The 20,559-nt window shown below is 63.6% G+C and carries 20 protein-coding genes and 1 pseudogene; 5 read left to right on the top strand and 16 right to left on the bottom strand.

Annotated features, from left to right (window positions below; translation table 11 throughout):
- Positions 1-14: 14 nt before the first annotated feature.
- Positions 15-1,067, top strand: coding sequence for an ABC transporter ATP-binding protein (locus NVV79_RS01695; protein WP_303985609.1), 1,053 nt, complete (start codon positions 15-17; stop codon positions 1,065-1,067).
- A gap of 137 nt (positions 1,068-1,204) precedes the next feature.
- On the opposite strand, the gene NVV79_RS01690 is transcribed toward NVV79_RS01695, so the two are convergent.
- From NVV79_RS01690 to NVV79_RS01655, 8 genes are all read right to left on the bottom strand, one after another.
- Positions 1,205-2,407, bottom strand: a complete 1,203-nt coding sequence (locus tag NVV79_RS01690) for an aminotransferase class V-fold PLP-dependent enzyme (RefSeq protein ID WP_303985607.1) — start codon at positions 2,405-2,407, stop codon at positions 1,205-1,207.
- A gap of 32 nt (positions 2,408-2,439) precedes the next feature.
- Positions 2,440-3,987, bottom strand: a complete 1,548-nt coding sequence (locus NVV79_RS01685) for a hypothetical protein (RefSeq protein ID WP_303985605.1) — start codon at positions 3,985-3,987, stop codon at positions 2,440-2,442.
- Positions 3,984-4,988 carry an ABC transporter ATP-binding protein gene (locus NVV79_RS01680; protein WP_303985603.1) on the bottom strand — a complete coding sequence of 335 codons (1,005 nt, stop codon included), beginning with the start codon at positions 4,986-4,988 and terminating at the stop codon, positions 3,984-3,986. Before NVV79_RS01680 ends, NVV79_RS01685 begins: the two co-directional genes overlap by 4 nt.
- Positions 4,985-5,986 carry an ABC transporter ATP-binding protein gene (locus tag NVV79_RS01675; RefSeq protein ID WP_303985601.1) on the bottom strand — a complete coding sequence of 334 codons (1,002 nt, stop codon included), beginning with the start codon at positions 5,984-5,986 and terminating at the stop codon, positions 4,985-4,987. The genes NVV79_RS01680 and NVV79_RS01675 overlap by 4 nt, the downstream gene beginning before the upstream one ends.
- Positions 5,983-6,894 (bottom strand): ABC transporter permease, encoded by a 912-nt coding sequence (locus NVV79_RS01670; RefSeq protein WP_303985599.1) that lies wholly within the window; start codon positions 6,892-6,894, stop codon positions 5,983-5,985. The genes NVV79_RS01675 and NVV79_RS01670 overlap by 4 nt, the downstream gene beginning before the upstream one ends.
- A complete protein-coding gene (locus NVV79_RS01665; protein ID WP_303985598.1) occupies positions 6,891-7,865 on the bottom strand; it encodes an ABC transporter permease in 975 nt (324 codons plus the stop codon). Before NVV79_RS01665 ends, NVV79_RS01670 begins: the two co-directional genes overlap by 4 nt.
- A gap of 75 nt (positions 7,866-7,940) precedes the next feature.
- Positions 7,941-9,542, bottom strand: coding sequence for an ABC transporter substrate-binding protein (locus NVV79_RS01660; RefSeq protein WP_303985596.1), 1,602 nt, complete (start codon positions 9,540-9,542; stop codon positions 7,941-7,943).
- A gap of 25 nt (positions 9,543-9,567) precedes the next feature.
- Complete coding sequence (locus tag NVV79_RS01655) at positions 9,568-10,947, bottom strand: MmgE/PrpD family protein (protein ID WP_303985595.1); 1,380 nt, start codon at positions 10,945-10,947, stop codon at positions 9,568-9,570.
- 127 nt (positions 10,948-11,074) lie between these two features.
- On the opposite strand from NVV79_RS01655, the gene NVV79_RS01650 reads away from it, so the two are divergent.
- Positions 11,075-12,001, top strand: a complete 927-nt coding sequence (locus NVV79_RS01650) for a LysR family transcriptional regulator (protein WP_303985593.1) — start codon at positions 11,075-11,077, stop codon at positions 11,999-12,001.
- 478 nt (positions 12,002-12,479) lie between these two features.
- Here NVV79_RS01650 and NVV79_RS01645 read toward each other — a convergent pair.
- The 3 genes and pseudogenes from NVV79_RS01645 to NVV79_RS01635 all read right to left on the bottom strand — a co-directional run.
- Positions 12,480-12,635: pseudogene (locus tag NVV79_RS01645) on the bottom strand (oxidoreductase); the annotation flags it as partial.
- A gap of 263 nt (positions 12,636-12,898) precedes the next feature.
- On the bottom strand, positions 12,899-13,069 hold the full coding sequence (locus NVV79_RS01640) for a transposase (RefSeq protein WP_303986373.1): 171 nt from the start codon (positions 13,067-13,069) through the stop codon (positions 12,899-12,901).
- 146 nt (positions 13,070-13,215) lie between these two features.
- Positions 13,216-13,812 carry a hypothetical protein gene (locus NVV79_RS01635; RefSeq protein ID WP_303985589.1) on the bottom strand — a complete coding sequence of 199 codons (597 nt, stop codon included), beginning with the start codon at positions 13,810-13,812 and terminating at the stop codon, positions 13,216-13,218.
- A gap of 225 nt (positions 13,813-14,037) precedes the next feature.
- Here NVV79_RS01635 and NVV79_RS01630 point away from each other — a divergent pair, with 225 nt between their 5' ends.
- The 3 genes from NVV79_RS01630 (at position 14,038) to NVV79_RS01620 (ending at position 17,107) form a co-directional block, all read left to right on the top strand.
- On the top strand, positions 14,038-14,820 hold the full coding sequence (locus NVV79_RS01630; protein WP_303985587.1) for a PASTA domain-containing protein: 783 nt from the start codon (positions 14,038-14,040) through the stop codon (positions 14,818-14,820).
- A 108-nt stretch (positions 14,821-14,928) separates the two neighbouring features.
- A complete protein-coding gene (locus NVV79_RS01625) occupies positions 14,929-15,507 on the top strand; it encodes a hypothetical protein (RefSeq protein WP_303985585.1) in 579 nt (192 codons plus the stop codon).
- Positions 15,508-15,529: 22 nt separating this feature from the next.
- Entirely contained in the window at positions 15,530-17,107 is a 1,578-nt protein-coding gene (locus NVV79_RS01620; RefSeq protein ID WP_303985583.1) for a hypothetical protein, read from the top strand.
- Positions 17,108-17,142: 35 nt separating this feature from the next.
- Here the strand turns inward: NVV79_RS01620 and NVV79_RS01615 are convergent, their stop codons facing one another.
- Genes NVV79_RS01615 through NVV79_RS01595 form a run of 5 tightly spaced genes read right to left on the bottom strand, consistent with a single transcriptional unit; the run spans position 17,143 to position 20,555 of the window.
- A complete protein-coding gene (locus NVV79_RS01615) occupies positions 17,143-17,832 on the bottom strand; it encodes a hypothetical protein (RefSeq protein ID WP_303985581.1) in 690 nt (229 codons plus the stop codon).
- Positions 17,829-18,368: an RNA polymerase sigma factor gene (locus tag NVV79_RS01610; RefSeq protein WP_303985580.1), complete on the bottom strand. Its 540-nt coding sequence runs from the start codon at positions 18,366-18,368 to the stop codon at positions 17,829-17,831. The genes NVV79_RS01615 and NVV79_RS01610 overlap by 4 nt, the downstream gene beginning before the upstream one ends.
- Positions 18,369-18,378: 10 nt before the next feature.
- Complete coding sequence (locus tag NVV79_RS01605; RefSeq protein ID WP_303985579.1) at positions 18,379-18,732, bottom strand: hypothetical protein; 354 nt, start codon at positions 18,730-18,732, stop codon at positions 18,379-18,381.
- Entirely contained in the window at positions 18,729-19,481 is a 753-nt protein-coding gene (locus NVV79_RS01600) for an ankyrin repeat domain-containing protein (RefSeq protein ID WP_303985578.1), read from the bottom strand. The genes NVV79_RS01605 and NVV79_RS01600 overlap by 4 nt, the downstream gene beginning before the upstream one ends.
- A gap of 3 nt (positions 19,482-19,484) precedes the next feature.
- Complete coding sequence (locus NVV79_RS01595; RefSeq protein ID WP_303985577.1) at positions 19,485-20,555, bottom strand: hypothetical protein; 1,071 nt, start codon at positions 20,553-20,555, stop codon at positions 19,485-19,487.
- Positions 20,556-20,559: the final 4 nt, after the last annotated feature.

Genomic DNA, 20,559 nt, shown 5'->3' with positions numbered 1-20,559 from the left:
CAGGGAGAATGGGCATGGCTCAAGTCGTCATCAGGGATACCTTCAAGCGCTATGGCTCGGTGCAGGTTCTGCACGACATCAACATCGATATCGAAGACGGCGAATTCATCGTTCTGGTCGGCCCGTCGGGATGCGGCAAGTCGACCCTGCTGCGCATGGTCGCCGGGCTGGAATCGATCACTTCAGGCACGGTGGAAATCGGCGGCCGAGTCGTCAACGATCTCGAGCCCAAGGAGCGGGACATCGCCATGGTGTTCCAGAGCTATGCACTCTATCCGCATATGACGGTCGAGCAGAATATGGGCTTCGCCCTCAAGCTCGCCGGCCTGCCCAAGGCTGAAATCGACGAGCGGGTCGGGCGGGCGGCGGCGATCCTGGGTCTCGATACCTTGCTGCAGCGCCAGCCCCGGCAGCTCTCGGGCGGGCAGCGCCAACGCGTCGCCATGGGCCGTGCCATCGTCCGCAACCCGCAGGTCTTCCTGTTCGATGAACCGCTGTCCAATCTTGACGCCAAACTGCGCGTGCAGATGCGGGCCGAGATCAAGGAACTGCACCAGCGCCTCAAGACCACGACCATCTATGTCACCCACGATCAGGTCGAGGCCATGACCATGGCCGACAGGATCGTGGTGATGAAGGATGGCGTCATCGAGCAGATGGGCGCGCCGCTGGACCTGTACGATGATCCTCAGACTACCTTCGTTGCCGGGTTCATCGGCAGCCCCTCCATGAACTTCATCAAGGGGAAGGCGACGCCGAAAGGCTTCGAGACGAAAGATGGCAGCGTGCTGCCCCTACCCGCCGGCCATGGCGGCGACGTGGCGCTTTACGGATTACGTCCCGAACATATCATGATCGACGCGAAGGGCGTGCCAGCCCAGGTCGTCGTGGTCGAGCCCATGGGCTCGGAAACGCAGGTACTTTTCAGGCTGGGCGGGCAGACCATCATCGGCCTCTTCAAGGACCGGCTGACTGCCAATGCCGGGGATATCCTTCACCTGTTGCCTTTGGTAGATCGCGTCACGCTGTTCGACGACAATGGAACGCGTGTGCGCCTGGGAGGGTGACGGTCCACCAGGCGGTGTCAACATAGTTGCGGCCATTCGAAACCATGCTGCCTCAGGTAGGGATAGGCGGTTCACGCCCCTCACCTAAAGCGAACATTGGCTGTGGAGGGTGTATGCCTATCGGTATGATATCTAGATCAGGGGCGGCCAACACATTGCAGTACAGCCTCGATATCTGCGCGGTTGCTATAGGCGTGCAGGCCCATGCGGAGCTGGCCACGACGTATGGTGCTGACGACACCCGCATCCGTCAGCCGGCTATGGTATTGCATGATGGCAGGATCGGTGGAATAGCCATGGCCGCCGGCATCGACCGTACCCACCGTGACCAAATGTGCGGGCAGGCGCGGGATGAAGACCGGCAGGCCGAGACGTTGTAGCCCTTCGCGCAACTCTTCGGCCAAGGTTAGCACATGGGCTTCGATCGCCTTGGTGCCAAGACCCAGGATAAGGTCCAACGCAGCATCCGCGGCATAAGCGCCAGCGAGATTGTAGCTGCCCAGCTCGAACCGCTGGGCATCGGGACGAGGGGTATAGCGCAGATCGCCCATGGCGGAGGCATCGTCGTTGTCGGCGCTGACGCCAGTGCGTGACATATGGACGGGCATCAGCCGGTCCAGCCAGGCCCGGCGCACGTAGAGGAAGCCATAGCCATAGAGACCGAGTAGCCCCTTGCTGGTCGAAGTCGCGAAGCCGTCGATCGGTTCTTGAGCGAAGTCGTGATGAAGGATGCCGGCCGACTGCACGCCGTCGATAAGGAGGAAGATGCCCCGCTTGCGGCATTCGGCGCCCAGCGCCACCAAGTCTGTGCGCTCCCCTGGGGCGAAGCTCACCGAGGCGACCGAAACCAGCCTGGTGCGCGCGTCCATGGCTGATACGAGAGCGCGGACGTCTACACGGCCCTCGGAAGCGGGAATGTTGCGCAATTCGATGCCGCGACGCTGCTGGTGCAGCCAGGGATAGATATTGTTGGGGTGCTCGGCGCCCAGGGCCAGCAGCACATTGTCGCCCTCGGCAAGGGGAAAGGCCGTAGCGATGCTGTTGATCCCGTCCGAAACATTGCGCATGACTGCGATCTCGTCCTCGCCCACGCCGACGAGCCGGGCGAATTTCCGGCGGGAACGGGTGACCATTTCCTCGTGATCCACGCGATTGGCCGAGGCCTGCGCCAGGCGATCGAGAAATACCTCGACGTTGCTGCGCACCGGATCAGCAAGGATGGTCTTGTCGCAGATCGATAGATACGTGGTGCGTGCCAGCGCGGGGAAAAGCGCGCGCACCGCCTCGGAGCCACAGGCAGGATGCGGGTCATGTGCTTGGACTGGGGCTGTTGTGGACATGAAAAGGGTCCTGATGGCGTCGAATGCGAGGTTCAGCCGCGGCCCAAAAGGGCGCAGGCCTGTTCGAGCATGTCGGCGTGATGAGTCGTAAAATTGTCGCGCGTCACCGGATAGGGGCGGTCCGGCATGGCCGGATTGCTTTCGAGCACCTCCCCGTTGGGGCGGATGGTATTGCCGCAGCTCCACTGGAAGGCGGCAATGGGCTGACCCGAGGGCAGACGCAATGTTTCAGTGCCAACCCAGGTTTTCGAAAAGCCTCCCAGCGGCATGCCGATATGGGCGATGCACATCTGGTTGTCGGCGATCTGGGCGGCGACTTGGTCGATATGCGAGCCGCCGAACGGCATGGTCAGCATGACCATGGGGCCGGTGAAATGGGTCACCGCCGGCTCGAGCCAGCCATCGCCATCCATGGGCTGGTGGGCGCATTTGAAGGGCACGGCGGGAGTGGAGCCGCCCTCGGGCAGCGAGGGCAGCACCGCCTCGAGCAGCCAGCGTTTGCGCCAGCCCACCGCAGTCACCTGGCCATCATTGAGCCGCCCTGAGGCAAGGGCCCCGTCGTCCTCGGCCAGCACCTCCTCGACGATGCTAGGAATGGCGTCGCAGCGTCGTAGATCGCCCAGATTGATCCGGAACCGGACCTTGGCGAGGACGCGCAGCAGATAGCCGCCATAATCTCCGCCACGGCTGATGCTGGCGTCGAAGATGAGACCATGGCCAAGCAGATTCTGCTCGATGCAGAGCGCCATCAGCGCATCGACATCGGCGCAAAGGGTCGGGCCGAAGCCGAGCCATTCGAGGGCGATGACGGCGGCATCCGGCGCTAGATGCAGGCGGCAACTTTCCCATTCGCCGAGGCAGGACCAGCCAGCATAGCGGATCGGCCTGGACGGAATGAAGGATTTGGGATCCCGATAGGGTAGTGTGATATCGACGGGGCCAGCGCCCGTCTCGAAAGTGAGCAGCAACTGTTGGCTATGTTCGGGAAGCTCGCTCCCCTGCCGCACGATGTGGTGCGGAAGATGGTACCAGAAGAAGGTCGGGGTCGAGTAGCAATGATAGGGTTCGATCCTGGCCACGTAGTCGGCAAGGGACAGGCCATCGACCGCGATGAGGGTTGCCCCGACCTCCAGACCAGCCGGGAGCGCCAGGCCGGACGCTACGGCGGCAAGGAAGATTCGGGGCCGGTTGCCGCCGAAATCGGTGGCCAATTCGATATCCAGGCGCGGTGCTCCATTGGTGTCGAGCGCCCCGTAATTGCGGATCTTGCGGACTTCGATATCGGGCGGCGGCTCGATGCCACCGGGCACCGCCTCCACCTGCAAATGCCGGTCATGGCGCGTATTGGAGAGCAGGTTGAGCGCATACCAGAGCTCGGCCGGCGTCGTGACATCCAAGAGGGCATCGCGATGCCTGCCCATGTCCCGCGCGACGTCGATGTCGAACAGGCGATTTTTGGCCGGCGAGATGGCCTGGCGCCGCAGGGTCGCGGCCACCAGATGCTCGAACAATTGCTCCCGGTCCGCCCGGGTGCCGATCAGATCGGCGCTATTGGTGTCATGCCAGCGTTCGGCGCTCATGCTGCGGCCTCCACGATAGGGCAGGCATGGCGGTGCGCCCCCGTGCCCATCAGGTTTGGAACGGAAAGGCTGCATTCCGGTCGCCGCAGCGCGCAGCGCGTGTGGAAGGCGCAGCCGCTGGGCATGTTGAGGGGCGAGGGCACCTCGCCGGGTACAGCCTGAAAGATCTGGTTGCGACGCGAGAGCCGGGGGGCGTTTTCGAGAAGCGCGCGCGTATAGGGATGGCGCGGATTGGCGAAGACTTCGGCGGCCGGCCCTTCCTCCACCACCCGGCCCAGATACATCACCATGATGCGATCCGAGATATGGCGGAGCACGCCCAGGTCGTGGCTGATGAAGGCGTAGGTGAGGCCGAACCTGTCCTTGAGGTCCATGAAGAGGTTGAGGATTTGTGCTTGAATGGAGACGTCGAGCGCAGCCACCGATTCGTCGCAGACGATGGTTTCCGGCCGGAGGGCCAGGACACGGGCGACATTGATGCGCTGGCGCTGCCCGCCCGAGAACTGATGCGGATAGCGGTTCATGACATCAGGGGCCATGCCAACCGTTTCGAGCTGGTCGGCCACGAAGTCTTCCAGGTCGCGGCGCGCCAGCAATCCATGCAGGATCGGCCCTTCCCCGATCAGTTCCTTGACCCTTAGGCGGGGATTGAGGACGGAGCCTGAATCCTGGAAGATCATCTGCAATTTGAGGTGGAGCGGCCGGCGCCCGCGCATCACCGGCTGACCGCGATAGGTCACGCTGCCGCCTGTAGGATGCATCAGACCGACCATGGCGCGACCTAATGTGGATTTGCCGCACCCCGATTCACCGGCAATGCCCAGAACCTCCCCTTTGCCCAGCGTGAGATCGACGCCGTTGAGGGCCCGGACGCGCGCCGGGGCGGTCCGCTTGCCGCGGATCAGCCGGACGCCCTTGTCGACCCAGTCCTCGCGGCGGCCAAAGACATGCTCGATGCCCTGCATTTCGAGCAGGGTCTCGATTTTTGCATCGGGCGTCATGGTGATTGCCCTTCCAATGGGTGCCAACAGCGCAGGGCGCGATCCCCGGCGGAACTGGTTTCCAGCATGGGCTGGATGTCGCATTGCGCGCCGGCCCGGTCGCAGCGAGTGCGAAAGGCGCAGCCTTCGGGCAGGTTGAGCAGCGATGGTGTATTGCCGGGAATCTGGTGCAAACGGCGGTCCGCCGCCAGTTCGCCCTCGCCGGGAATGGAGGCGATCAGTCCGCGCGTATAGGGGTGGCGGGGATGGTCTAGCAGGTCTTCGGTGGCGCCGAACTCCACCACCTTGCCTGCATACATGACGGCGATGTGCTGGGCCAGGCCCGCGACCACCGCCAGATCATGGGTGATCCAGATCCAGGCCGTGCCGGTCTCGCGCGCCAGCTTCTGCACCTCGGATAGGATCTGCACCTGCGTGGTGACGTCCAAGGCAGTGGTCGGCTCGTCGGCGATGATCAGGTCCGGCTCGTTGATCAACGCAATGGCGATGGCAACGCGCTGCCGCATACCGCCGGAGAATTCATGCGGAAAAGCCTGCATGCGCTGCTCGGGATCGGGAATGCCGACCCGGCGCATCACGTCCACGGCGCGGCGCTCCGCCTCGGACCGCGACGCCTGGCGATGAGCCAGGACTGTCTCGACGAGCTGGGTGCCGATGCGCAGCGACGGATTGAGCGACATCATCGGGTCCTGCATGATCATCGCGATGCGGTTGCCGCGCAGGCGCCGAAGCTGCTTTTCGCCCAGATGATTGAGCACCACCTCGCCATCCTCGGTATCGCGGAGCACGATCTCGCCGCCCACGATCCGGCCCGGCTCGTCCACCACGCCCAGAATCGAATAGCCGGTAATGGTCTTGCCCGAGCCGGATTCGCCGACCAGGCCCAAAACCTCGCCACGCTGCAGGGAGAAGCTCACATCGTCGACGGCGCGGATCGCGCCCATGCTGGTGAGAAAATGCGTCTGCAGGTTGCGGACTTCGAGCAGGGGCCGGTTCATCGCTTCAGCCTCGGGTTGAACATGTCGCGCAGCCGGTCCGACATGAGGCTGAGGGAGAAGACGGTAAGGCCCAGCGCGATGCCGGGCGCAACGCTGATCCAGTATTTGCCGCCCAGAAGATAGCCGAAGCCATTGGAGATCAGCATGCCCAGCGAAGGCTGCGTGACCGGCATGCCCAGCCCCAGAAAGGACAGGGACGCTTCGATCGACACCGCCGAGGCAAGCTGGATCGAGGCGATGACCATCAGCGGCGGCAGGCAATTGGGCAGTATATGGCGCCACAGGATGCGGAAGGTGGGAACCTGCGCCAATTGGGCCGCCAGCACATATTCGCGGCTCCGCTCGACTAGGGCCGAGGCACGGACATTGCGGGCGAAATAGGCCCATTGCACCACGGCCAGCGCAAAGATGGTCTTGTCGATGCCGCGCCCGAAGGTCACCATCAGCATCATGGCGACGAGAATGGTGGGAAAGCTCATCTGGATGTCGACGATGCGCATGATGAGCGAATCCACCCAGCGTCCCGCATAGGCCGAGACCAGCCCCATCAACGTGCCGAAGACCAGCGCGATGCCCAGGCTCGACAGCGCCACCATGAAGCTGGCCCGCAACCCGAATAAGAGGGCCGAGAGCATGTCGCGCCCATTGGCGTCCGTGCCCAGCACATAGGTCTGCCCCGCTCCGCCTATGGCCCCGGGCGGCAGTTCGCTGTCCATGAAATCGACCTGCATCAGGTCGTATGGGTCTTGCGGCGCGATGAGGGGCGCAAGGAACGCGACAGCGATCAGGATCAGGGTCATGACCAGACCGAAGACAGCGGCATGGCTCTGGGAATATTCGCGCCAGAACCGGCCCAACGGCCGCTCGGAAAAGCGCATGGTGGGGCGAGCGAGAGGAGTGGATGTCATCCTTGCAGCGCCTCGCGGGTCCGCGGGTCGAGCACGATGTAGCAGATGTCAACGATGAGGTTGATGAGCACGAAGGTGAAGGTGAAGATGAGCATGTAGGCGACGACCACGGGCCGGTCGAGCATGTTGATGGAATCGATCAGCAGCTTGCCGATGCCGGGCCATGCGAAGACGGTTTCGGTGATGATGGAGCCGGCGATCAGGCCGCCGATCTCTAGCCCGATAATGGTGATGATCGGGATCATCACATTGCGCAGGGCGTGGACAACTACAATACGGCGCGAGGGCAGACCCTTGATGCGCGCCAGCTTGATATAGTCGAGCAGCATGACTTCCTGCATGCCCGACTTTGCCAGCCGGAACATCAGCGCCATGTTGCCGATGGCCAGGGTCAGGGCCGGCATGGCCAGATGCGCCAGCCCGTCCCGGGTCAGGAAGCTCCAGGCTACGCCGTTGACCTCGACCGTCTGGCCCCGGCCGATGGCGGGGAGGATGGGAAACCACACGGCAAGGCAGAGCAGCAGCATGAGGCCGAACCAGAAATTGGGCAGGCTGAATCCCAACACCGACAGCACGCTTCCGCCACGCGACCAACGGCTTTTGGGAAATACCCCGGCGACAACTCCCAGCGGCAGGCCGATACCAACCGAGATGAGTAGCGAAATGACGGTCATTTCCAGCGTGGCGGGCAGGCGCTGCAGGATCATGGTGGAGACGGGCAGGCTGGTGACATAGGAGCGGCCGAAGTCACCCGCAAAGAGCCGTTCCATATAGTGCCAATATTGCACCCAGAGTGGCTGGTCGAGCCCGAGCCTTTCGGTGGCGGCCTGGATCTGCGCCGCTGTGGCCGATTCATCGGCCAGCACTTCCATGGGATTGCCGATCAAGTAGATGCCGGCAAAGGTGATGAAGCTCAGAACCAGCAGCGTCACGACAGACTGCAGCAGTCTGCGGATGATCATTTCGGTCATGACGTGCCTTCGCTTGCCGGTCGCAAGAGGGGGTGAAAGGGGCGGGCGTCCTGCGACGCCCTGCCCCGATTGGCGCTACTCAGCCGGGCGGGCGAAGAGCGCGTTGCTCACATTGGCCCGCGAGGGCGTATAGACCACCGAGGCGTTGGAGGCCCAGGTCGCCTTGCGGTTGTAGAGCGGGATCAACCCATAGTCCTCGGCGACCACGATGGCCATGGCACGCCGCAGCAGCTCTTCGCGTGCGGCATCGTCCACTGTGGAGGATGCTTCGGTCACCATGGCATCGACTTCCGGGTTGGAATAGCGGCCGCGATTGGAGGTGCCGATGCCATGCTCATGGTCACGGGTGCCGGCGATTCCGCGCAGGGTATAGGCCGCCTCGCCGGTCGAAGTGCCCCAGGAGTGGATCATATGGGCATATTCGAAGTCATTGGTCTTGGGGATGAAGACTGCGTGCGGCATGGTTTCCACCGTGGTCTGCACGCCGGCGCGGGTCCACATCTGAGCCACCGCCTGGATGGACCGGGCGCGCATCGTGTCATCATTGGAAGTCGAAAGCACCACCTTGAAGCCGTCGGGATAGCCCGCTTCAGCCAAAAGCGCCTTGGCGCCTTCTAGATCGAAAGGCTCCACCGGAATGTCGGGATTGAAGCCGAACATGCCCTCGGGCACCAATTGGCTAGCCGGATAGGCATCGTTGCTGAGCCCGCGTTCCACCAGCCCCACACGGTCGATGGCCATGGAGAGGGCGTGGCGCACGCGCTGGTCCAGCATCGGGTTGACCGGCAGGTCATTGCCGGCGAGGTCGGTCGCCTGGCCCGGAATGGGCTTTTCATGCTCGACGTCGATGGCGATGAAGGCGATGCTGCTGGTCCCGGTCGACCACAGGCGCATGTCGGGGTTGGCTTCGATGGTGGAGAAGTCGGTGACCGGCACGTCCGAGATCAGATCGACATCGCCCGACAGCAGCGCGGCGACGCGGGCCGGGTCGGAGCCGATGACGCGCTGCGTGACCGTTTCCCACGCCGGCGTTTCGCCCCAATAATCGTCATTGCGGGCGAATTCGTAGACTTCCCCGATCCGCGCCGACACGAATTTGTAGGGGCCGGTGCCGATCATGGCTTCGCCGGTGACGTAGTCATCGGTGGTCTTGCCCTCGCCCACGGCGCGCGAAACGATCTGCACATCAGCCAGGTTGATCGGCAGGTTCGGGGCCGCGCCCTTGGTGACGACTTCGAGCGTGTGCTCGTCGATGGCGCGGTAGGATTCGATATCGGCCAGCCGGGCGGTGAAAGGGCTGGGGCTGTCGGTGATGGTGGGCAGGCGGTCGAAGGTGAACACCACGTCATCGGCGGTGAAGGGCTCGCCGTTGTGGAAGGTCACGCCCTGGCGCAGGTGGAAGGTCCACACGCCATCCTCGGTCACGTCCCAGCTTTCCGCCAGGCTGGCATGAGGCTGCATGAACTCGTCCTTCCAGGTCAGGCCCTCGAAGACCTGGCCAGTCATGGAAATGTTGGAACTGTTGGCGTGGAAATGGGGATCGATGGAGGTGGGGGCGGACGCCATGCCCATGACCAGTTCCTGCGCCAGGACCGGGGCAGCCCCGAGCGCAGCGAGCAGAACCAGGCTTGTGGCGGTTCGCGCCAGATACATGCGAGAAGAGTCTAGAAATGACATCGTGGGCACCTTTCTCTATGTCAATCTATTGGAGGAAAAGCCGGAGGGCCCGGATATCCGGGATGTCCTCAAGCCCGAAGATGGTTTCGAGGAGGGCGTCGGTCCGTTCGCCCAGGATCGGACCGACGAGATCGCGCGCCTTGAGGATGATGTCCGGGCGCTCCATGGGATGTTCCACCACGCCCCTGACCGCATAGGTTCGCCGCTCGACCTGGCGGCCGTCGGCAAGCCGCGCCCGCACGATGGCCTGGCGGATCGGCCTGGCCTCGGCCAGCTCGTCGGAGGGCAGAAGGGCGATTTTGGCCTTCATCGCCACGACCGCCGGATCGGTGAGGCGGGAATAATCGTGCGAGGCATGGAAGCCGAAGCCGTCATCGACCAGCATCAGGGCCAGGCAATGCCGGCAATTGATGTCGGGAACACCGCGATCCTCAACCACATCGACCACGTGGCTGGGCAAAAAAGCCTCCATCGAGATCACATTGTCCCGGCTGACGTCTTCGTGTTCCATGAGATATTCGAGGGAATCCAGCGCCGCCTGGATGGGCGAGCCGACGCACCATTTCTTGATATTGGTCAGCATGATCTCGAAGCGCGACCCCAGTCCGTCGGTGAGAAGCGCACGCCGCGGCGCGTCGGAGAATGCATCCATGAAATTGCCGCGGCCATGCATGACGTCGTCGGTGCCGTTGAAGCCATGGGCAATCATCGAGGCGGCGGCGACGCCATTGCGCGCCGGCAGGCCGCCGAAATGGAAGGCCTTTTCCATGTGGTCGACATCGCGCATCCAGGTGGCGATGCCCGAGGTCTGCTGCGCGACGTTTGAGAAGACATAACGCATCCGCTCCCGGTCGATCCCATAGAGTGCCCCGGCCGCCGCGGCCGCGCCCCAGCTACCGCCGATGGAATAGGGGCCGTGACCACGGGCATAGATGTGGTTGGGACCCAGAGCCAGGTTCATGCGGGCATAATAGTCGTAGCCCAGCGCCACGGCCTTGAGGAAATCGGCGCCCGAGCGGCCATTGTGCTCGGCCGCCGCCAGCGCCGCCGGCACGATAGCGCAGCCGGGATGCCCGATGGCGGCGGGGTGGCTGTCGTCAGTCTCGTCGGCATGGGCGATGATGCCGTTGATCATGGCCGCATCGGCCGGATGCAGCAGACGCGGACTGCCCACGACGCTGGCGCCGTCCACCGTACCCAGCGTCGTGGAATAAGAAAGCGCCATCTTGCCCACATCCAGATGCACCCCGGTGATCATGGCGCAGAGCGTATCCAGGATATGGTGTTTGGCTTTCTCGACCACGGCGTCCGGCAAGGTGAGGGCCAGCGCTCCAGCCGCATAATCGGCCATCGGTACAATTTCGCTGGCAGTGTCGGGCGAGGCCATTTCGGTCCAGGGGGGCATTGATAGAACTTTTTCTCCAGCGGAATGCAGCTTGGAGAAAAAGCCTAGCGTGGGTTTGCCCCTGGGTACCAACCCATATATGGAATAGTGTTATTCCAAAAAGTGCATAGGTGGACCTGAACTCGGCATGGACCTGAATTGGATCGAGGACTTCCGCACGCTTGTGGAGACGCGCAGTTTCAGCCTGTCGGCGCGGCGGCGCAGCATCAGCCAGTCGGCCTTTTCCAAGCGCATCCGCTCGCTGGAGCGGGTGTTCGGGGGTGAGCTGGTCCAGCGCAAGCATTTGCCGGTGACGCTGACGCCCCTTGGCGAGCAGCTCTATCGCGACAGCGAGGCCATTGCCGAAAGCGTGCGCCTGGCGCTGGAAAATGCGGCCCAGCTTGAAGGCAAGGGCCAGAACGAGGTCATGTTCTCGTCGGCCAGCAGCCTTGCCCAGTCCTTCTATCCGCAATGGATCACGCGCAAGAAGACGTTAATGTCGGAGATCATCCCGCTGATGCTCTCCTCGCGCAGCTGGAGCGAAGACGGCATTGCCCTGCAGCAGGGCCAGGTCGATTTCTTCCTGAGCTATTGCTCCCCCGAAATCCCCACCGTGTTCGACCGGCCCGAATTCGATTTCCGTGTTCTGGGCCTCGAGCAGATCGTTCCGGTCAGCGCGCCCAGCGCCAATGGGCGCGAGCCCCTTTTCAGCCTCGACCGGGAAGGCATCGAGCCCATGCCCTATCTTGCGCGACTGCCCGGCTCCTATATCGGCCATATGGTGGATATGCTGATCGAGCGCCTGCATCCCCCCACGGTCCGGGCCTTTGCCGGCACCAATGGCGAGAACCTGCTGGGTTTGCTGATCCATGGCAATGGCATCAGCTGGATGCCGCAGAACCGTATCGGCGAGCAATTGGCCAAGGGAACCCTGCTACCCGCCGGCGGCGCGCGCTGGCAGCTCGAAGTCGAGGTCCGGCTCTATCGCCGGGCCCGGCGCGAACGGCCCATTGTCGAAAAGTTTTGGAACTCAATCAGTCAGCGCGGTGACGAATTCCCTGATCGAGCTGTTTAGGTAGGGTAGCCACGGCGTTCTAATGGTGGGCGAAAGCTGCCAATCCGTGCGGGAATACTGCCCCTTCATCCTACGCCAGGACGATCTGGTGCCCCGGAACTATCTTCGCTCTATCCTGGTGCCGTCGCTGTGCCTTCCAATAAGGTACACATTTGTCGGCAGCAAGGACGTCTCGCCGCCATCACCAATGTGAAACAAATTGGCGTTCAGTTTTCTGGACAGAATGGCGCACCCGCTGCGATATAGACGGGCACTGTAGTTGTTGGGAAATTTCAGTTCACACGACCAACTGAATGGCCGTTTAGCGCCCCATTTCGGCCATTCAGACCGCCCTTCAGCTTTCCTAAAAGCAGACATCGGCGTGCAACGAAGTGAGCGACCGTGTCGGGGGTGAGCCGACTGGCAGCTTTCGGCTTCAATCTCGCGAAAGCTTCCTTAAGTGATCCGTGTTCTGTGTCGGTGGAAGCTCCGAACAGCTTTAGCCGACCTGAGCCGTGGGACGGAACAAAATCTCGTTCACATCCACGTCCTCTGGCTGCTCGATCGCGAAGGCCACCATTCGCGCGGACGCGTCCGCGGAAATGCCGACGGAAGCAGCCTTGGTCGTTGCTTCCATGATGTCCTCGTCGCTGATGATGCGTTCCTACCGTCTGCGCGGGCGTGGATTTTGCTCGTAAAGCCGCCGCGGCTTCGACCCCCCTTATGAGTCCACCCTTTTGCGCCCGCTGCCTGAGAGTGGCCGCGCACCGCAGTGCTGTCGATCATGTGCTGCCAGTCGTCGGTGAGCCGCAGTTCCACCTGCGTTTCCAGCAAGGCGTCCCAGACGCCTTGCTCGGCCCAGCGCCCGAACCGGACATAGACCGTGTACCACTGGCCATAGCGCTCATGCATGTCACGCTAGGGGCAGCCGGCCCGCAACACATAGAACATTCCGTTCAGAAAGCGCCGGTTGTCCAGGGCAGGCCGAGGCCACCGACCACGCTCGGCTGGCAACAGCGCACCCGCCAGTGCCCACTCATTATCCGTCAAATCGCCCCGAGCCAAAACTGCCTCCCGGAAAGGAAGCATTGAATCAGTCACGCGGCGGATTTTGGGAATCCCTTGTCAACAGGATCTAGAAGATCATTGATGGCGATCGGCATGATATAATGGTGTTGGGCTCCACCTCTAAGGAGGCGCTGTACTGAGCGGCATTGATCTCGCCGCCGAGCCGCTCATTTCACCTTTTCAACCGTGAAGTCGAACGTCGCCACGACGACGTCGGCGATCTCCACGATGATTTTGTGATCACCGGTGGGATCGCCGTCGCCGACGCACCAGGCGTTGCCGATCCAGCCGTCATCGGGCACGAGCGATAGATGATTGGTGGCCGAACGGCCGTCATCGGAATAAAGTGTCGATGCGTGGGCCTCCCAGGTTCCGGCCGGCTCCGGCAGTGTCAAGGTTTCCACCACGTCGACCGCGCCCGCGTCAACGTCGAGGCGCAGTCCCCATGCCCAGCACCCCTCCCGGGGAAGGTAGGGAACGACATCGCCTTCGCGGACATCAGGCGTTCCATCCTGCCCACGCAGGTAGACGATGAAATTGCGATCCACCACCCGAGGGAGGACGGGCGCGGAAGGCTTCTCGGCCTTCGCTTCGGCATCGGGCGTGCCCATGCGCTGCTGATGCTGCCGCAGGTTCTCCTCGCGCTGGTGGTCGAGATGGATGGATAGCCAGTCCATCTGCGCCGAGGCTGGTCCTGCGAACGATCCGACACCGGCGGCGACGACGAGGGCGAAGACATATTTCATGGCGATCACGTTCTCCAACTAAGTGCTTCATCTAAACCTGAGACGCCGGGCGACCCTTCGGGATTGGTGGGGAAGCGCATTTTTTCATGACGCCGGCGCGCCTCGCGTAAAACCCGGCCTTCCGGCGCATGCCGCAGTATTGCCTCAAAATGGATCAGAGTGGCCCAAGGCGAAGGAGAGACATGACGATGCGAAAAAAATCTCTTGGTCCTCTTGGCCATCGCGCTGCCCGGAGCGAGTGGCATGGGACAGGTGGCGCTCGCGTCGCCGGTCCCCGGGCTCGTGCTGACCCAAGTGTCGCGCCTGCCATCTCCGCCCGCATCCGCGGATGCCGGATATTGCCAGCGTCTGTTGATCACCCCGGCTACTGAAGCCGGCGCATTGGCACGGGATCTCGGCTGGGCTGTCACCGCCGAGCTGAAGCTGGGCCCCTATGATGCCGTAAGCTTCGCGGGCGGGTTCGAAGCCGGCACCAGCGGTTCGTGCCGACTCATCGATGGCAATGTCGGCATTTTCGAGCGGGACCGGCTTGTGCATCTGGTCTACGCGGAGCCGGACGCCGAGCTCGGCATCGGCAGGATCGAGCCCTTCGAGACGACCGGCATCAGGATCTGGAGCGGAGACTTTCTTCCCCAACCCATCGCCGACCTCCATGAAGATGAGAACGGAACTGTTTCCCTCGAGATGCCGGCGGCGCTGGAGCGTTTTTGCGAGGGTGAGGCGGAGGTCCCCAATATTTACGGCATGCCAATAGCCCAGGCACGCTCGATATTGGCCGACCATGGCTGGTTGCCCTTTCGCTCCATCCTGCCGGGGCAGGAAGCCGATCCGCGCAGCCAGGCGCTGTTGCAAGCGGGAATGACCGAAGTCGAGACCTGCTCTGGTACCGGCTTCGGGTATTGCTCCTTGCTCTATGAAGGCCAGTTCGCGCGCCTGTCGGTGACGAGCGTGGGCGAGGGCGACGCTGCAATAACGCCGCCTGTCGCCGGCTACGCTGTTTCCTGTGCTCTTCCCGGCGGCTCTTGACCGTCAACATCGCGCGCCCGGCAACGAATTGCGAAAATTATCGTTCCCGACCAAAGGGACTGCCCGCCGCGGCGTCTTATGGATGACACGTATCAAGGAGGGCTTCTCATGCACCGTTTTCCGCTTACTGCCATCGCCGCCACCCTGCTGCTGGCTGCGCCCGCCCTGGCCCAATCGGACCAATTGGGCGTGCCGGGACCGATCTCCTTCGAGGACCGGGCTTATGAGCTGGCCTGGACCGCCCAGCCGAGCGACAATTACTTCAAGCAGGAATATGTGCCGGAAGGCCAGAGCGTCGAGACCTATAGCGAGATGATCCTCGTTGAGGCCGTCGCCGGCGCCATCACGCCCATGCAGGCCGCCGCCCTGCAGGTGCAGTCGCTCGAGGCGCGCAGGGGCAGCGATCCGGTGTTCAATTACGACATCATCCAGAACGAGGCGACGGGGGAAGTGCTGCTCGATTTCCTGGTCAGCGATCTGGCTGCCGACCCGGTGGTGATCGAATGGAACGCCTATCGCTATGTGCCGCTGGCCGAGGGCGAAGGGGTCGCGCTTTTCGCGGTCAGCCGCCGCGGCTATGGCGAGGAGGGCGCCCGCAGCTTCATGGGCGGGCTGGGCGCGATGCGGAGCGCGGCGATCAAGGCGCTGAGCGCGCACGACCTTCCGGCGATCGCCATCGCACCCTGACCGACCGGGAGGCAAAAGTCCCGTGCCCAAAGCGCATCTGGCGTCGATCCTGCTGGCCCTGTGCCTGTCCCTGCCGGTCTGGGCGGATGAGGCGGAAGACTTTGCCGAAAGGCTGAGCCAGGCCGTAACCGCCCACACGCTGGCCCATGCCTATCTCGACGCCTGCGACGCGGCCTATCCCGAAAGCAGGTCGGTGCGCCGCGACGTCATGGCCGGCTGGAGCCATCGCTCCGGTCTTGCCGACTATGAACGCCTACTGTCCGGCGCCGGCGACGCCTTTCCCGATCTCACCGCGGGGGTGGAAGCCTATCGGGCGCAAACGCGGGAAGCGGTGAGCGAGGCCATCGCGGCGGATGCGGCGCCTTGCCAGGATTTTGCCGCAACGCTGGCGGAGGAGCGGTTCGATATCGCCACGGCGATGCGGCGCCTGGTCCGGGACGCCGATGATTTCGGCATCGCCCTCCCCGCGCCGACGCCTTTGGCCCTGCCGGCGCTCATGGAGGAAGCCATACCGCTCGCGGCCCTATGGACGCGGGCGCTCGAGATCATGGACGCCGTCGGGAGCAAGGTGGGGGCCGAGGGCAATCGTGATTTACGCGAGGCGCGCGAGGACTATCTGCTCGCCTGGCTCGAGGCCCATGGCACGGTCCAGGCCATTGGCCGCGTCATCGCCGAGGACGAATTGCGCGAATGGCGCGGCGACCAGCAATCGAGCCTCAAGCTCAGTTGCAGCGGCTTCGCCAGTGCCGAGGATCGGGCCCTTATGGAGACCAGTATCGGGCAGGACATGCTGGTGGCCGGCGAGCCCAAATGGGTACTGGAGCAGGCGGTGGGCGGCGTCATCAATCTGGGCAATTGCCAGGTCGCCGCGGCCCCGGCGCCATCCAGTCCGAGCCTCGATGACAGCGCCGGGCTGATGCTGCGCCCGCTCGAATTCGACGAGGCCTTTGCCGGGCCCGATCAGGGGATACGCCTGAGCGAGGTGGACCGGGTGCTTTACCTCGCCGACTTCACCAATCGCCTGGATGGCTTCGGCAATGGCTATACCGACCGGCAGGAGGACATCTATGTTCTCTTGCGCGACGGCACGGCCTATCGCCACGACTGGGCCTTTGCCTTCACCGATCTCGACACGGAGCTGTCCCGCTATCGGGAGCCGCAACTTTGGTTCTCCTGGACCGAGCATGGGGGCAAGCCGGTTCTGCTGGACAGCGGCGGTCGCGAGATCGACCTGGCCGACGCGCAGCTTCTGGCACCCCTGCCCGATGACCAGCGGCTGGACCAGACCTACTATTATCTCAATGTCGGGACAGGCGGCGTGCGCCGCGACCGTGAATATGCCTTCGCCGCCGATGGCACCGTCAGCTATGCGCGCAGCGGGCTGGTCGCCGGCAATTTCGGCACCAGTTTCATCGCTGTGGTTCCGGGCGAGGCGGCGCCCTCCCGGCTCGGCTATCGCTTCGAGGATTTCACCATGATCATCGACGGGCCGGAAGGGAGCGAACGCCATTTCGCGGCGATGATCGCAGGCGACGATCCGAACGCCCCGGATGAATTGCTGATCGGCGGCCAGGTCTATTGGAACCGGGAGGGCCAATGAGGGGGACAAGTTGGAACGTTTCACCGATCTCCTGGTCAACCGCCGGGATCAAGCCCCAGCCGCTCCAGCACCGCCTCGCGCCCTTCCGCATCCCAGATTTGTCGGCTGAGCGCCGCCGAAACGGTGAATCCAAAGCCGTCATGGACGAACGCCTCCCAGCGCTGCAGCTCGCCGAAGCCGGACCGCACCACAAGAATGTCGGCCGGCTCCGCCCCGACCAAGAGGGCATCGGTGACGCTGATCGTTTCCGCCGCCGCCTTGGGTCCGGAAACGAGCTCCTGCTCCACCCCGCTCGGTTGCACGACATAGATGCCGAACCGCTCGCCCGCATTGCGGACGCCGATGCCGACCTCGCCGAATTGCCGCAGCTCGAGGGGAGCCACAAGGTCGAGATCGAGCGGCCGCCCAGGCGGATTGGGCTGCATGCCCATGCGGTATGGCTCGGCTGGAGGCGGCTCCGATTGCGGCGTGGGGACGCTGATTAAGGCCGGTGCTAGAACGAAGGCCAGCGCAGCGGCTGTCGAGGCCAGCCCGGCGCCCAGGATCGCCTCCATCCAGGTGCGGCCGAAAAAGGGTCGTTTCCGCTCCTTGTCCGGGCGGCGCATGCTTTGCCGCGCGAAAAGCTGCTGGGCCGTCGCGATGGTCTCCCCCATCCGCGCCGCCGAAGGCTCGGGGATATGGTCGGGCGGCAGGCGCGACAGTGGATCGTGTGACGCGGCGTTCATAGCAGCTCCCTCAATGCCTTGCGGGCATTGTGCAGATGCCAGGCGACGGTGACCTTCTGGCAGGACATGATGCGCGCCGCCTCCTCCTGACTCAAGCCCTCGCCATGCACGAGGATGACCGCTTCGCGCTGTTTTTCGGGCAATTGGCGTACCGTGTTCCAGATATCGGCGACGTGGCGCTGTGCTTCCTGATCGGCCTCCACATGGTCGGCAACGAAGGCCGCCGCACTATCGGCGAGCTTTTGCCGCCGCATCTGTGCCCGCAGCAGATCGCGGGCGGCGTTGATGGTGATGCGGTAAAGCCAGCTGGTGAAGCTGGCGCGGCGGTCGAAGCTGCCCAGGGTCGTTGCAAGCCGCATGCATACGGTCTGCGTCACGTCCTCGGCATCGCTTTTGTGGCCCAGGACACGGAAGGCCACGCGGAAAATGAAGCGATATTGATCGGCAATGAGCCGGTTGAAGGCAGCCTGGTCGCCGCGCTGGGCCCGGATCACCAAATCCTCGAGCGCCGCGCCATCCAAAGCCTGTCCATCCAAGACTCGCTCCTCATGGCTCGACGAATATCTGGGTCCAAATGTGCTGCATGATAGAGGAAGCGACAAAGAGGCAAAGCCAAATTATTGCGGTGGCACCATAAAACAGCCATGGCCGGCGCGTGACCGCGCTGGCCAGAGCGGCGATGAGATAGACGCCATAGGCGCCCAGGTAACAGCCGAGCACGATCAGGCCGAAAAGCCAATTCTGGTAATAATCCGGGTTGGACGTGCCGGGAATGCCCATCACCCAGAAGGCAAATCCGGCCGCTGCCGCCAGGGCGCCCATGCTCGGCACGCCGAAGCCGAAGGCATGCAGAAAAAATCGCAACAGGGCACGGCCCAAACCGGCAGGGGAAAGGCTCACCGAGCGGGCTCCATTTTCACGGTAATATTCTTGGCCTCCAGCAGACGAATGATGGCGTCGATATCGCGGTTCGCCGTTCCATGCAGCAGGGAGCGATCGAGGGGCCCGAACAGCATGTCCTGGAAATCGCCGCCCAGCCGGTCGCGCTCCAGCGGATCGGCGCCGCGCTGCAAAAGCCGCAGCACATTGCCGAAATCCCTGACCGACGCCGCCAGCAGCAGCGGCGTCATGCCGTTGCGATCGGCATGGTCGAGAGCGGCGCCGCGATCCAGCAGCAGGTCGACATTGTGCTGCCTTTGCGTCCGCAAGGCCGAAAATAGCGGCGAGCGGCCAATCGCATCGGGCGCATCGGCATCGCCGCCATTGTCCAGGAGATGGTCGAGATAAAACACCGTCTGATAGCGGGCCGCGGTGTGCAGCGGAGTTTCCCCGTCATGGCCGAGCTGGTTCGGATCGGCGCCGAGACGGAGCAATTCGCGGAAACCTGTCCGGCCGTTGCGCAGCATTTCCCATTGCAGCAGCGTCATGTCCTCCTTGCCCGGAGTGTTGAGATCGACGCCTTGTTGCGCCAATTCCCGCATGCGCTCGACATTGCCCTCCAGCATGGCCGCGGCCATGTCGCGCTGGCCGGAATCGGTGAAATAGGCGGAAGGGTCGGCGTGCTGACCATTCTGCGACAGCAGCGCAATGGCCATGGCAGCGGCCAGCACGATCCCGATCGCCAGTCCTATACGCCGGAGCCAAGCCAAGCTTTATTCCCCCGTACCGACAGCCAGAAGCGGTACGCCGCTGTTCATCATCAGCATCTGCAAAAGCTCACGATAGGCAGGATTGCCTTCCCCCGACTCGACGTCCACCGTTACCAGCCCGGCGCAGAGGCTGTCGCTGCCCGGCACGGCCGTCGCGGTGGTTTCCAGCAGCGGCGTGCGCATGGTTTCGGACCAGCGCGCCGCGATAGTCTCGGCCGCTGCTGCGGCGCTGGCACAATCGGCAAAGGTCAGCGACAGCGCCAGCTGGGGCCTTTCAGCCTCCATATCGGCGATGATGCCGCCAAGGAAAGGCGCCATGCCCGCGCCCGCAGCCTTGGCCGCTTCAGCCCATTGGGCACGGACCTCCTCCGGCGACTTGCCCAGCAGATCCGCCATGTCCGGCGATGACAGCCCCACTAGGGGCGAGATAACCACGGCCTGCACGATTTCGCCCTGCTTCAGCCCGGCAAGTCCGGTAAGGGCCGTGGCGACGAGCGGATTATCCGCCATCGACATCTGCCCGCCCAATCCCGCAAGGCGTGGCGCTTCGGTCTGGATCAGGGCCGCTCCCGACGCATGCACGAAGCTGGCCTGGCCGACCTTGCCCCGCCAGGGATCGGCCGGATCGCGCCGCGCGGGATCGATCCGCCCGGGCTCGCCATTGCCCAGGCTGTCCATATCCGCCGGCGCGAAGCCGCGCGCGGCCAAGGCTTCAAGCGCCGAGGCGGCCGCCGCCTCGGTGGTCAGGCCCCAGATCGTGGTTTCGGCCGGCGGATTGCCATAGGTGAGGAGATAATCGAGCGCGCCGAGCGGCAATCCTGCTTTTTCCTCCCAGACCGCGCTCGGTGCGGCGCGCAGCGTCTCGAGTGCTCTGCCCGCCCCCAGATAGTGCCGGAAAGCGCCCGCATCGCCACCATCCGCCTGCGGGGCGATGGCGCTGAACCAGGCATGGATGGGCCCGCTTTCACTGAGAACAGCGTCGGGAACATGGCCCAGACCAGCCTCGATGGGACTTTGCGCCTGGGCGGCAAGGGGCGAAAGGGCCATCAGGGTCAGGGTTGCAATCAGGCGCATGAAA

The sequence above is a fragment of the Devosia ginsengisoli genome (genome assembly GCF_024707105.1).
Taxonomy (GTDB): domain Bacteria; phylum Pseudomonadota; class Alphaproteobacteria; order Rhizobiales; family Devosiaceae; genus Devosia; species Devosia ginsengisoli_A.
Note: the sequence above shows the minus strand (reverse complement) of the source record. Positions and strands in the feature narration are given on the sequence as shown.